General features: G+C 65.2%; 11 protein-coding genes. 5 read left to right on the forward strand and 6 right to left on the reverse strand.

All coding sequences use genetic code 11. The features are described from left to right. The first annotated feature begins 57 nt into the window (after positions 1-57). The 3 genes from AC1MFL_RS19825 to AC1MFL_RS19835 are packed head-to-tail and all read left to right on the forward strand — an operon-like array spanning position 58 to position 3,852. Entirely contained in the window at positions 58-1,941 is a 1,884-nt protein-coding gene (locus AC1MFL_RS19825; RefSeq protein WP_479812249.1) for a glycoside hydrolase family 15 protein, read from the forward strand. Positions 1,942-1,992: 51 nt separating this feature from the next. Continuing rightward, positions 1,993-3,147: an AI-2E family transporter gene (locus tag AC1MFL_RS19830; RefSeq protein ID WP_479812251.1), complete on the forward strand. Its 1,155-nt coding sequence runs from the start codon at positions 1,993-1,995 to the stop codon at positions 3,145-3,147. Positions 3,148-3,186: 39 nt separating this feature from the next. Then, complete coding sequence (locus AC1MFL_RS19835; protein WP_479812253.1) at positions 3,187-3,852, forward strand: GAP family protein; 666 nt, start codon at positions 3,187-3,189, stop codon at positions 3,850-3,852. Positions 3,853-3,988: 136 nt separating this feature from the next. Here AC1MFL_RS19835 and AC1MFL_RS19840 read toward each other — a convergent pair whose 3' ends face one another. The 6 genes from AC1MFL_RS19840 to AC1MFL_RS19865 all read right to left on the reverse strand — a co-directional run bounded on the left by AC1MFL_RS19840 (position 3,989) and on the right by AC1MFL_RS19865 (position 11,353). Beyond that, entirely contained in the window at positions 3,989-4,375 is a 387-nt protein-coding gene (locus AC1MFL_RS19840) for an SHOCT domain-containing protein (RefSeq protein WP_479812255.1), read from the reverse strand. 200 nt (positions 4,376-4,575) lie between these two features. Further along, positions 4,576-6,171 (reverse strand): MFS transporter, encoded by a 1,596-nt coding sequence (locus AC1MFL_RS19845; RefSeq protein WP_479812257.1) that lies wholly within the window; start codon positions 6,169-6,171, stop codon positions 4,576-4,578. Positions 6,172-6,274: 103 nt separating this feature from the next. Further along, a complete protein-coding gene (locus AC1MFL_RS19850) occupies positions 6,275-7,996 on the reverse strand; it encodes a SulP family inorganic anion transporter (RefSeq protein WP_479812259.1) in 1,722 nt (573 codons plus the stop codon). 23 nt (positions 7,997-8,019) lie between these two features. Continuing rightward, complete coding sequence (locus AC1MFL_RS19855; RefSeq protein ID WP_479812261.1) at positions 8,020-9,156, reverse strand: DUF998 domain-containing protein; 1,137 nt, start codon at positions 9,154-9,156, stop codon at positions 8,020-8,022. 384 nt (positions 9,157-9,540) lie between these two features. Then, positions 9,541-9,864: a hypothetical protein gene (locus AC1MFL_RS19860; protein WP_479812263.1), complete on the reverse strand. Its 324-nt coding sequence runs from the start codon at positions 9,862-9,864 to the stop codon at positions 9,541-9,543. A 265-nt stretch (positions 9,865-10,129) separates the two neighbouring features. Next, complete coding sequence (locus AC1MFL_RS19865) at positions 10,130-11,353, reverse strand: alanine racemase (RefSeq protein WP_479812264.1); 1,224 nt, start codon at positions 11,351-11,353, stop codon at positions 10,130-10,132. 184 nt (positions 11,354-11,537) lie between these two features. On the opposite strand from AC1MFL_RS19865, the gene AC1MFL_RS19870 reads away from it, so the two are divergent. Together AC1MFL_RS19870 and AC1MFL_RS19875 are read left to right on the forward strand one after the other, a co-directional pair. After that, a complete protein-coding gene (locus AC1MFL_RS19870; protein ID WP_479812265.1) occupies positions 11,538-12,173 on the forward strand; it encodes a hypothetical protein in 636 nt (211 codons plus the stop codon). Beyond that, positions 12,173-12,649, forward strand: a complete 477-nt coding sequence (locus tag AC1MFL_RS19875; protein ID WP_479812266.1) for an NUDIX hydrolase — start codon at positions 12,173-12,175, stop codon at positions 12,647-12,649. The genes AC1MFL_RS19870 and AC1MFL_RS19875 overlap by 1 nt, the downstream gene beginning before the upstream one ends. Positions 12,650-12,664: the final 15 nt, after the last annotated feature.

Here is a 12,664-nt window from a genome sequence, read left to right on the forward strand (position 1 = left end):
CGCGAACACCATCCTCGATTCGGTTGCCACGTAAAGCACGTCCAGGAGGCTGTCCAGATGAATGAATACCCACTGATCGCCGATCATGGTCTTATCGGTGACCTGCAAACGGCGGCGCTGGTAGCCACGGACGGAACGCTCGACTGGTTCTGCAGTCCGCGTTTCGACTCTCCCAGCATTTTCGCGGCTCTGCTGGACCGTACCCGAGGCGGCCACTTCAGTACCCGGCCTCTCGACAAGGCCTTCGCCACGAAGCAACTCTATTTACCCGACACGGCTATTCTCGTTACTCGGTTTTTGACGGAGGGCGGGGTCGGCGAACTGATCGACTTCATGCCAACCACCGGCGAAACAGCCAGCGAACAGCATCGTCTGGTTCGAATGCTGCGGTGCGTGCGGGGGCAGATCTCGTTCGACGTCGAGGTGGCGCCCCGATTCGACTATGGCCGGCAGCCGCACCGCCTGAGTCTCAGCGGCGACGGCGCGATCTTCGATACCGACCAGACCCGGCTGGCCCTCAGCCTCATCCGCGAAGAGGGGGACGACCGGCCCGGCCGATATGAAGCCACAGCGGGCGGTGACCTGCACGTCTCCCTGAGCCTTGAGCAGGGCCAGATGCGCGGCGTCGTCCTGGAGACGGGTCCGGAGGTTGTGCCTCGCGTCATGCGCCCTCCGGAGGTCCAGCAACTCGTCGATGACACGGTGCACTTCTGGCACGACTGGGTCAGCCAATCAACCTATGCCGGGCGCTGGCGCGAGGAACTGGAACGGTCGGCCATTACCCTGAAGCTCCTAACCTACGCGCCAACCGGCGCCCTGGTGGCAGCGCCCACCGCCGGCCTGCCGGAACAGGTCGGCGGGGAACGCAACTGGGACTACCGGTACACCTGGATCCGCGATGCGTCCTTCTCGGTGCACACGCTGATCCGGATGGGTTTCGCTGACGAGGCTGCCGCCTTCAGCCGGTGGCTGCGCGAGCGCATTATTGAGCACCTGGAGAGCGACACCGGCCCGCTGAACATCATGTACCGCGTCGACGGCAACCCCGAACTTCATGAGGAAGTCCTGTCCGGTTGGGAAGGTTATCGGGGCTCCCACCCGGTGCGGATCGGCAATGGCGCCGCCGGGCAACTTCAGCTGGACATCTACGGCGAAGCGCTGGACGCCGTGTACTCCCTCGACCGGATCGGGGACGGCATCGGGCAGCCCGGATGGCTTGCCGTCTGCGAACTGCTTGAGTGGCTCGCCGACAATTGGGACCAGCCGGAAGAAGGAATCTGGGAGACCCGGGGCGGGCGGAAGGATTTCACTTACGGGCGGTTGATGTGCTGGGTCGCGTTCGACCGGGCCATCCGACTCGCGTCTGCTCACGGCCGTCCTGCGCCCCTCGCCCGGTGGATTGCCGAGCGTGACGCTATCTACAACCAAATCATGGCCAAGGGCTGGAGCGCCGAACGCGAGGCATTCGTGCAGCAATATGGCGACACGGTCCTCGACGCCGCACTGTTGAAGATGCCGCAGGTCGGCTTCGTGGCACCCAGTGATCCCATGTGGCAGTCGACCCTCCGCGCGATGGATACGGAGCTGGTGTCTGACAGCCTGGTTTACCGCTATGACCCGAGCGCATCCCCCGATGGGCTCCGGGGCTCAGAAGGCACGTTCTCACTGTGCACGTTCCTCTACGTGGATGCCCTGGCGCGGGCGGGGCGGGTGGATGAAGCCCGGCTCACCTTCGAGAAGATGCTGACCTATGCGAACCACCTCGGCCTGTACTCCGAGGAAATCGCGGTCACGGGCGAGCAGATCGGCAATTTTCCGCAGGCATTCACGCACCTCGCGCTCATCGATGCAGCCATCACGTTGAACGATTGTCTGGACTCCCCGGCGGGCAAAGGCAGCCGCGCCGGCCGGGCGCGGAGGATGTCCCGCGGTCCCCGCTGAAGTGGCTGCCGCGACCCAGGTTGTTTCCCCAGGCGAACGAAGGAGGGCTCAATGGGGCCGGAACCATCGGAAGCTGCTCCTCGTCCTGGACTCCCCCGTACCGCCATCGTCCTTCTCACTCTGGCCTGCGCGACTGTTGTCGCTTTCGGGCTTGCCGCGATGCGGGGAATTGTCGCCCCCGTGTTCTTCGCTTTCGTGCTCACACTCTGCGTGCATCCCCTGCGGCACTGGTTGCAAGGGCGTGGCGTTCCACGGGGAATCGCCACAGGCTCCACTATCGCTGCAGTCTTCGCCCTCCTGGCGGGCTTCGGTGCGGTGTTCGTAGCCTCGCTGGCCCAGTTCTCCGCATTGCTGCCGCAGTACGCCCCCCAAATGGCCGAATTGGGAGCGTCCATCTCCCGGCTGCTGGAGTCTGTGGGATTCGGCACCGAGCAGGCACAAGCAGCTCTGGAGGCGTTTACGCCCGGCGCCATAATCGGGTTCCTCGGAGGCCTCCTGGGCAGTATCACGAGCCTGGTGGGCGGCCTCGTCGTCATTCTGACGATGCTCATCCTCATGGCGGTCGACGGATCGCGCGTCCCTGCCCTGCTGACCCATTTGCAGTTACACCGGCCGGCCGTGGTCGCCGCATTTACGGGCTTTGGGTCCGGCGTCCGGCGGTACATGATTGCCACCACCGTCCTTGGCGTGGCCCAGGGTCTCCTCAACTGGCTTGTTTTGGTCATCCTGCAGGTTCCGGGCGCACTCCTCTGGGGTTTGCTCTCATTTATTTGCAGCTATATCCCTAACATCGGCTATTTCATCGCGATCGTGCCGCCGCTGTTTTTTGGATTCCTCAGCGGCGGATGGCCGACACTCTTCGCTGTCTTCGTCATCTACGGCGGGATCAACGGCGTCGTCCAGTCCATCATCCAGCCGAAATACGTGGGCAACGCGGTGGCCCTCAGCGAGACGTTAACCTTCGTGTCCGTGCTGTTGTGGGCCGTCATCCTGGGTCCCGTGGGCGCCATCCTTGCCGTGCCGCTGACACTCCTTTTCCGCACGATCCTCCTCGACTCAGACCCGTCCATTTCGTGGTGGCGGCCTTTGACCGGAGACACGAAGGACCTTGAGGCCCTCCTCAAGCAAGAAGACGACGCCATCCGCGCCCGCCGGACCAAGCGGGGACCGGACAGTCGCGGCCCAGACAGCTCACCGGCGGCATGACATGCCGTCGCACCATGCCCCGGGCCAGGTGATTTCCGCGTGCTGAGCCTCTTCGTGAGTCTGGTGCTGTTCGCCCTCGCGGGAGCGATCAGCACCGTGCCCGTGAGCATCACCATCATGATCCTGCTCTCCCCCGCTCCCCGCCGCGGAGCCCTGCCCTTCCTGATTGGCAGCGTTGCCGGTTCGATCGTGGTTGTCGGTTTGTCAGCTGTCGGGCTGCAGTTCCTGCCGCGTAGGCCGAAACTGGGCCAGGACGACGCCCTGGCCTGGCTCGGCCTGTTGATTGGTGCCCTGCTTATCGGCTATGCCATTTACCTTTTCGCGCACAAAACCCAGGCTGACAGCGCTGTTGTTGGCAAACTCAAAACGAGGTTTCAGTCCGCACGCGCCTGGGAGTTCGTAGTCCTGGGTCTCGGCCTGAATCTGCGCCCCAAAGCCATCCTGCTCGCAGTAACCGCCGGTGCACTGATCAGCGTCCGGGAACCGACGGCGCTCCAAGGAACCTTGTTGGTCCTCGCCTTCGCCGTCGTTGCCCAATCAGCAGTTGTCGTGCCGATCGCCGTATGGCTGCACTCCCCGGAGCGTGCCCAAGGTCCGCTGACCACCCTCTACAAGTGGATGCAGAGCAATGGTCGCAGGCTGGCCGCGGTCGCATCCCTGATGGTCGGCGTGTTCATCATCGTCTACGTCCTTGCCCAGCTCTGATCGGGGATGGGCTGGTGCGTTCAGGGGGATGCCCGGCGTTGCCCGGCAGGTGCCGTCGGCGGTTCCGCCACCGGGCCGCCGCAGGGAACGTACCCGCGGATCCGGTCGCCGGGACGTTCCTGCTGGGTGGCTCCTGTTAGACCATTACGCTGCTTTTGATCTTTTCGAACTCGTCCGGGCTGATCGTTCCAGCGTCCAGAAGAGCCTTGGCTTTCGAAATCTCCTCGGTGGGGTTCACAGAGGCGACCTGGCGGATGTACGCCTCGGAGGCCTCCTGGTCCCGGCGGGCCCGTTCCATGGTCCGTTCGGTCATGCCCTTGCCGCGCGCAATCAAGTACACCAGCACACTCAAGAAGGGTACGAAGGCCAGGAGCACGAGCCAGACGGCTTTTAACCAGCCATTCAGCTCCTGGTCACGAAATATGTCACCAATCACGACGAATAGCGCGTATAGGAAAGCGATGAATGCGTAGACACAAAGGAACCACCAGAATATATTCCAAAAGTTCTCCCAGAAACTCATTTAGCTTTCCTACTTTCAGTTGAGGCGGTTTCGGACGGCTGCCCAGCCAATGGGTGTCGGAGTGGAGGTCACCGCGTGGCAGGCTCACCCGCCTGCCGGCCAGAACACTGGCCCGGTATAAAGATTCTCTGCCCGGAATCCTGATGAGTTCCTCATCCGCTGCGGGTGAACTCCGGATGGAATCCGCCGTCTGCCACAGCTCAACCCAGGACCGTACTTTCCCCGGCACCGGAGGGCTTGGGATCCGGAAGTCTCATCATGCGGAAGGACGTGATGAGCCCCGCGAGGCCGGCCAGTATCGGAACCACCAGCGCGATCTGAAGCGCCAGGGGCCGCGCATCCGTGTTGATGTGGATAATCTCGTTGCGGACTTCCTCCGTCTGGCCGGCGAGGAGTTCCTCGAGCTGCGCATCGCTCATGACCTGCGCATCCTGTTCCAGGCTCCGCGACACCTGCTGCTGCTGGTCGGGCGCCAGGACCGGACTCGACGTCGCCATGCCAATGAAGATGGACGAGAGCGATGCCAGCATGATGCCGCCTGCAAACGCGAGGCCAAGTGATAGACCGAATGACCCTGACGCCGAATTGACGCTGGCGGCCTCACTGACCCGCTCGTCCGAGATCGGGGACAGCGTGTAGTTGTTGAGCTGCGACACCAACAGACCCAGACCACATCCGGCGATGACCAGCGGGAGAAGGAGCCACCAGCCGGAGTCCGCACGCGGAACGATCGGTATCAGCACCACCAGGCCCGCGATCAGGAGCAGAAAGCCCCACCGGATGAGGCTGGCCGGGCGGCGCGCCCCAGCCCTTTTCCCGGCGAGCATGGCCACCGCGAACATGGTCAGCGAGAGCGGCGCGATCGAGAGCCCTGCCTGCATGGCGTTGTAGCCGAGCACCATCTGAAGGTAGATGGGCAACACGATCATGGTGCCGCCGAGAGCCACCTGCTGAAGCATTTGTCCGGTGGCGCCAAAGCGGAAGGCTTTCGATTGGAACAGGTCGGGGTCCAGCAGTGCGGCCTTGTGATGGCGTTTGCGCCGCACCAGCCAGTAGACCAGGCCGCCGAGGCCGACCGCCCCCACGGCCAGGAGCGCCGCCACAGATTCGCCGCCCTCCTGCCAGACCAGGATGCCGAGCACGATTCCGCCCATCCCCACGATCGACAGCAATGATCCGACCAAGTCCAACGAGCGGGATCCCTCAAAGGGCACGTCATGGACGAGCTTAATGCCGGACAGAACAACCGCGATGATGACGGTCTCCAGCATGAAGGCAACGCGCCAGGACAGGAAGGTGGTGATGAACCCCCCGAGCAAAGGCCCAACCGCCGCGGCGATCGCTGCCGAGGCACCGACGAGGGCATAGACCCTTTTCTGTGCCGCGCCCTCGAAGTTTCCATGGATAAGGGACTGCATGGCGGGTAGCAGCAGCGAGGCACCCAGCCCGCCGACCACGGCCCAGAAGATGATGATCGGGAGCAGGCTCTGAGCCAGCGTCATCGCCACCGCGCCAACGGCATAACAGACCAGACCGATCACATAGGCGCGCTTGCGGCCGATCAGATCGCCGATTTTTCCGCCGATCAGGATGAAAGCGGCGGACACCAGCGCTTCTAGCGCTATCGCTGACTGGAGGCCGCTGACGGTGGAGTTGATGTCCTTGACCACGGCCGAGATCGAAACGTTCATGATGGACGTGTCCACGACAAGCACGAACATCGCCATGGCGAGCAGCAGCGCGAGTCTGCCGTTGAACGGCTCGGCCTGGGTGTTGCCGGCGTCTGGCGAGGTCATCTGCGGTCGTCTCCCCGACTTGTCGGATGTGCTGCTCCCCCAACGCTAGCCAGGGGGCCCGGTGGGCAAATCATTCCCGGCGGGTGAGCTTGGAGTCACGTTGTTAACGTTCCTTATCGCCGCGCTCCGTCTGCACCGCAGCCTGTTCCGCCTCCACCGCGCGGAAGACGTTACCGTGGATCCTGTTCTCGCCGATGCGCTCGATCACGCCGCCCCTTGCGAGGACGGCCCGGACCGCCGGCTTGAGCCGGGCGAGACGCAGGGTGACGTCCGACTCGCGGGCGAGGTCCACGACGTCTGCCAATTTGGCTGCGCCTTGGGAGTCCACGAAATTGATCCCCCCGCAGTCGAGAACAATGCCTGTGAGGCCCGGGGTGGAGTGGATGGTCTCACGCAGGCGATCCTCCAGTGCGTCGGCGGTGGCGAAGAAGAGGCCTCCGTCGAACCGGATGACCGCGATGCCCGGAATCACCTCGTCACCGGGGTGCTCATCGGCCTCGCGGAAAACCTGCGTACCGCGTTCACGTCCCAGGGACGGCATCTCGGGATGGGTGGCCACGCCGACAAGCCAAATCAGCGAGAGCCCGATCCCGATAATAACGCCCGCCAGCACACCGAAGACGAGCGTGCCGGCAATGGCCGCGACGGCGATCCAGAAATCAAACTTTTGCACCCGGGCCAGCCGCCGCATCTCAGGCACGTTCATCATGCCCATCACCACGGCTTCGATGATCAGCGCCGCAAGCACCGGCTTGGGCAGGATCGAGAAAAGCGGCGCCAGGAAGAGCAGCGTGAGCAGAACGGTGACGCCTGAGGTGAGGGAGGCCAGGCCGGTCTTTGCCCCGGAGTGGTCGTTCAGGGAGCTCGCTGACAGGCTCGTCGAGACGGGCATCCCCTTGAAGATTCCCGCGGCCATGTTGGCGAACGACTGCGCAATGGACTCCTGGTTGATGTCAATCTGGTAGCGGTGCTTCGCAGCGAACGCACGTGCGTCCCCCGCTGTCTGGGAAAAACCGATGAGGACCAGCGCCACCGCCGCGACGGCGACAGTTCCCGCGTGGTCCCACATCAGCTGGCCGTCCGGGATTTGCGCTGACGGCAACCCGCTGGGCACGTCTCCCACCAGGGCCACTCCCTTGGCCCCGAGATCGAACACCGCCGTCGCCAGCAGTCCACCCACCACGAGGACCAGGGCACCCGGGATTCTGGGTGCAATCGCCTTCAGTCCGAAGACGACGGCCAGCGAGACAACCCCCACGATCACGGTAGCCTGCTGCGCCTCGCCCCAGGTCCCCAGCCACGATCGCAGTTCCTGGATCGGGTTGGAGCCGCTGACCTCCGTGCCGGTGAGCTTCGGTAGTTCGCCAATCACGACATCGATCGCCGCGCCGAAGAGGAAGCCGGTGACGACGGCCCGGGAGAGGAACTGCGCAATCCACCCCATCTTCAGGACCGCAAGGAGCAGGAACAGGATGCCTGAGGCGAGAGTGATCCCCGCAACGAAGGATGCGACGTCCTGCTCGCTGGTGATGCCGGCCGCAAGCACCGCGCTCGCGGCCACCGCCGCCAGGCCGGAGCTGGGGCCCGTCGAGATCTGCCGGCAAGAGCCGAAGACCCCATACACGAGCGCCCCGGCCGCCGCCGCGTACAGGCCGTTCTGCAGCGGGACTCCCGCGATACCGGCATACCCCAGGTTCTTCGGAACGATCAGGGCCGCGACGGTCACGCCTGCGATCAGATCGCCGCGCAGCCAGGCGCGGTCGTAGGAGCGGAGCTGCCCGGCAATGGGCACCCCGGTCGGGCGGCCCCGCCACAATTTCTTCATGCCTCGTCCTACTCGTCGATTCCCTATCGGAGCTCCGTGGCGGTCCTGTCCGGTCCGGGTGCTGCGGTGTGGCCGCCGGCGCCCGTCCAACGGAACGGCGGGCGCGTCGACTGGTTCGCGTCCGGCTGGTCGGCCTCGACCGCGGCGAGGTTGCGGATCAGGACGATCAGCCAGGCGAAAACGAGCGACGCGGAGATGAGTTCAACCGCGGTGAGGTTGTAGTAGCCGACCGGAAAATACATCACGACGGCGAAGGCGATGACCGCTAGGAACACCAGCCCCAGCATGCTGAATGTTGCCGGGATCGAGGGAACCAGCGTGCGCATGCGGACAATGAGGGTCCCGAATACCACCACCATGCCCGACGCTGCCGCGGTGTGGAGCCAGAATTGCTCATCAACGGGAAACAGTCCCACTCCGGCGAGGAGAAGCCCGATCAGGATGAGACCGACTTCGAGCTCTCGCACCCGACGGCGCGATAACGCGGTCCTTGCCGTCAATTCAAGCGTCCTGGTGGAGTACCCGGCCAGGGTTGTGACCACGACGCCGGCGATGATCAACGTAAGGTTGAACGCCACCCCGGAAACATCGGAGCTCATGCCGAGGGCACTGAGGTTTTCCTGCCACCACTGAGGGTTCTCTGCCGTCAGCATGCTCGTCAGTACTCCCGTGACGAGGAAGACGGCGAGGAGCGCGGCGAGGCGGTAGGCGTTCATGGTGATTGCCGAGAGGTACGCGATGTAGGCACTGATGGCTCCTGTGACCGCGACGATGATCGCCGCTGCCAGCGGGTACAGGACTGCGCCGACAAAGGCCTGCTGGAAGAGCGAAAACAGTGCCAGCCAGCCAAGCAGGAAAATGCAGGCGTGCGCCAGGGCGAGGGCGGCCATGTCGATGGCATCGCGGGTTCGACCGCCCCCGGAGGCTAGCGGAGATTCAGGGCCCCTGCGCTGCAGGCAGCCGGTCACCACGGCTCCCGCACCCACAACCGCCGTCCCGAGCGCGGCGATGTCGCCTACCGAACCGCGTCCGGACAGTGAAACCGGCTGGCGCCCCACGAGCAGGAGTGCCAGGACACCAAGGATGAGGAATCCTCCGCTGCCGATGACGAGCGCCCGGGATTCGGAGGTGACCGCAGCGTGTTTGTTCTGGGCTGACATCGTCCACTCGCCTCGCCTGGGGCCTAAGAGTCATGGAGGGCTGCCGACGCCGACAGTTCGTCCTGCTGGGAAAAGTGTGGCGGGGCTTGGCCCTTTCCTGGTACCCCAACGCTACGACTGCCTCGGACTGGTGCCGTCACCCGGAAGGGATGAAACTCGACCACAAGGCGCCTCGTTGGACGCCGGACATCCCTCGCCGTTCCGGCACGCAGGGTGTTGAATAGTACTAGAAGCGGCGCCCCTACGGGACGCCGCAGGGCTGCGTGTTGCTTGCCGGAACTGTGGTCCGGCGCGGGACGGGGCCGGCGACGCTTGAGAGCCCTCTGAGACCGGGGTTCTCTCCCCCCAGCCGTCGTCGGCCCCTTTGGCCGTCCGTGGGCTGGTTCAGACTGCCGGGGAAAGCACGGCCGCCTGAACGGCCTCACGCATCCTCGTCGCCGGCCGGCCGATCAACGTGCTGAGGTCACCGCTGGTCACGAGCAGCTCACCGCTGGCGATGCCGAGATCGCTGTCCGCCAGGATGGCCGCATAACCCTCCGGCAGACCGGCGCCCACCAGGACCTCTGCATCCTGTTCCGCGGGCAGGTCCTGGTACTTCACCGGCTTGTCGGCGGCGGCGCTGACTTCCTCGGCCAGCTCGCTGAGGCTGAACGGCACGTCTCCGCCGAGTTCGTAGACTTTCCCGGCCTGGTCATCCCGGAGCAGCACCTTGTCGGCGCCGGCAAAGGCCTGGCGAAGAGATTCCGGGTCGCTGTAGTCGGCTGGCCGGATTCCTCCGACGCGATGCCCGGCCGGTCATCCCGCCCAGGCAGTCAGGGCCGCGGCCGCCGACACTTCCGGCCGCCGCGGGGCCCACCGGTTCGCCAGCTTCGCCATCTGGAACGGGCCATGCCGGCGGGTGGCCGCAGCCCAGTCCGTCCGGCTTCTCCTGTACCGGGCACCGGGCCGATAGCGGTCGCCCAGAGGTCCGGAGTCAGGGCAGCGGGATCGTGGCCAGGGACGCCCGGTGGAAGTCCGTGCGCCACACACCGGTGGCGTGTCCGTTGCCGTCGGTGACGAGATATTCCGGCCAGCGGTCAAAGGCGGAGCACGGGTGCGATATCCCGAAGTCGACCACATCCGTGACGCCCACCCCACTCACTCCGGTGAGGACTGTGTGATGGTCGAAAAGGTTGCGAACGACGGCGGTTGCACCCTCTTGCTGGACACCCTCGGCGGTGTGGGCCGACAGGAAGACCGGCAGTCCGGCGTCGTACGGCAGGTCCCGTTTACCGGCGCCGACGACGGCCATTCCCGTCTCGGGGGCGGACAGGACGACGGCCCGGACCGACAGCGCCGGAACCAGGCCCGGAACCGGGCTGACCCCGGCGTAGGTGCCATGATCGTGGGTGACATAGCAGCCCGACCGGAGAAGCCTTCTGGTGCCGGGCACCTGGGTGTCATCGGGCAGGTGCTCGACGACGCGGTCCGGAAAGGCCGAACCGCCCATGGAGTAGATGGGCGTGGCGGTCTCAAAATACTTTGCGGCCGCAAGATACACGTCCCGCACCAGTCTGCAGTGCCGGTCGACGGCTTCGATCGTGGACTCCGCCCGGCTGTTGGGAACCACCCCCTCGTACCCCGCAACACCGGCCAGCCGCAGCCCGGGGGTGCCGTGGACCAGCCTAGCGAGGCGAAGTCCCTCGTGGAGATCTCTGGTTCCGGTGCGGCCGCCCGGGGTTCCGACGTCGATGAGCACCTCGAGGGAAACGGCCGCTCCGGCGAAAACCCGGGCCGCCGCCTCGACGCCGGCGGCCGAGTCGACGAAACAACGGATTTCCCGCCGGGAGTCTTCCTCCAGCCAGGTGCGGAGGCGCATGAGGCCGTAAGGGTCGACGATCTCATTGGCGACGAGAACGTGCTGCAGTCCCCACTGCAGCACCGAAGCGAGCTGGTCCACGGTCGCGACGGTGACCGCCACGGCACCGGATGCCATCTGGCGCTCGATGATGGGCGCCGACATCGTTGTCTTGACATGGGGGGCCAGCTCCACGCCCCGTTGCCGGCACCACGCTGCCATCACGCGGATGTTATTTTCGAGGGCATCAATATTGAGCCGCAATTGTGGATACGCCGGGGCCGTCAACATCTGGCCGGTCAACATCCGGGCCGTGAAGTCCCCGGCGGGTTCGCTCTGGCGCTGGGTTGGGCTGCTCACGACGCTCCTTTGTAGCCATGGGACCGGTTCCCCGCCCTCCGGAGGCGTGAGCGGGAGTCCGATATGGGTGGTTGGTTGATTGTGTCATGTTGCCCAGTCCGATCCGCAGGGCACCCCGCCGCTGCCCGCGCGGGAGGATAATGGCTCGAAGAACCACACCCCGGCACGGACGAGAGGGGTCCGCATGCTTGCGCCACCGCGCATCACCGTTGAGGTGCCGGTCCTCAGCGTTGGCTCCGGGCCCTCCGACTATGAGGAACTGGGCAGCCGTGTCGATGCGCTCCGCAGGCAAAAGGGGCTCCATCTGACCCTGCTGCACATCGGCATCCTCGCGGAGTTCGCCCAAGACATCGCCGAGTGGACCAATGGCATCACCACGGCGGAGGCCGCGGCCAGCGCGGCGGTTTCCTGGCTGGCGGGGCTGCCGGTGCTGGGAGGCTTCTCCGCCATGTCCGAGAGGCTGGTCCTGCTCGGCGGCGGGCGCGTGAGCGGCCTGGAGGTGGAGGTGCCGCAACATGTGCGGGATTATCAGGTCTGCCTCGTGAAGGCGCTGCACGAGCTGCTGGACGGGCTTTTGGTGGACAATGTCGATGACTTCATCCTCAGCTCACGGGCACTCGGCTTCAGGTACCCCCGCTGGACACCCCACATTGCCGTGGGACGCCCCAAGACCAGGGACCCCGGCCCCTGGAAGATTGAGCCGTTGGCGCTCGAATTCGGCGAATCACGGATCAGGAACCGCCAGTTCCTGCCGGGGCTCGATGCCGGGACGGACGGCGGGACCGCGGTCGCCGGGCACCCCGGACAGGTGGAGGACTGATGACCATTCGGAGCGCAGGCATACTGCTCTACCGGCAGGGCCCCGGATCGGAAATGGAGGTGTGGATAGCCCATATGGGAGGCCCGTTCTGGGCCCGCAAGGACCACCGCGCCTGGTCGATTCCCAAAGGCGAATACTCCCCGGACGAGGACCCGCTGGCCGCCGCTCTTCGCGAGTTCGCCGAGGAAATGGGAACTGCGGCACCGTCCGCCGACTACATCCGGCTGGGCGACTTCCGGCAAACCTCCGGCAAGATCATCACGGTCTACACGGCCGAGTCCGACTTTGCCCCCGAACGAATCGTGAGCAACACCTTCGCCCTGGAATGGCCGAAGGGCTCCGGCGTGGTCCGTAGCTACCCCGAGATTGACGATGCCAAATGGGCCGGTGTGCCTGAAGCCCGCACCAAGCTGGTCGGCGGCCAACTGCCCATCCTTGATGGGCTTATCCAACATCTGGGGAACCGCGGCACCTGACGGGCCAGGCCCTGG

It is taken from the genome of Arthrobacter sp. BG3 (assembly GCF_056680185.1).

Bases quoted from the DNA above. Each gene is read 5' to 3' on its own strand.
- AC1MFL_RS19840 (WP_479812255.1), bottom strand. From the start codon at position 4,375: ATGAGTTTCTGGGAGAACTTTTGGAATATATTCTGGTGGTTCCTTTGT.
- AC1MFL_RS19845 (WP_479812257.1), bottom strand. From the start codon at position 6,171: ATGACCTCGCCAGACGCCGGCAACACCCAGGCCGAGCCGTTCAACGGC.
- AC1MFL_RS19825 (WP_479812249.1), top strand. From the start codon at position 58: ATGAATGAATACCCACTGATCGCCGATCATGGTCTTATCGGTGACCTG.
- AC1MFL_RS19870 (WP_479812265.1), top strand. From the start codon at position 11,538: ATGCTTGCGCCACCGCGCATCACCGTTGAGGTGCCGGTCCTCAGCGTT.
- AC1MFL_RS19855 (WP_479812261.1), bottom strand. From the start codon at position 9,156: ATGTCAGCCCAGAACAAACACGCTGCGGTCACCTCCGAATCCCGGGCG.
- AC1MFL_RS19830 (WP_479812251.1), top strand. From the start codon at position 1,993: ATGGGGCCGGAACCATCGGAAGCTGCTCCTCGTCCTGGACTCCCCCGT.
- AC1MFL_RS19875 (WP_479812266.1), top strand. From the start codon at position 12,173: ATGACCATTCGGAGCGCAGGCATACTGCTCTACCGGCAGGGCCCCGGA.
- AC1MFL_RS19850 (WP_479812259.1), bottom strand. From the start codon at position 7,996: ATGAAGAAATTGTGGCGGGGCCGCCCGACCGGGGTGCCCATTGCCGGG.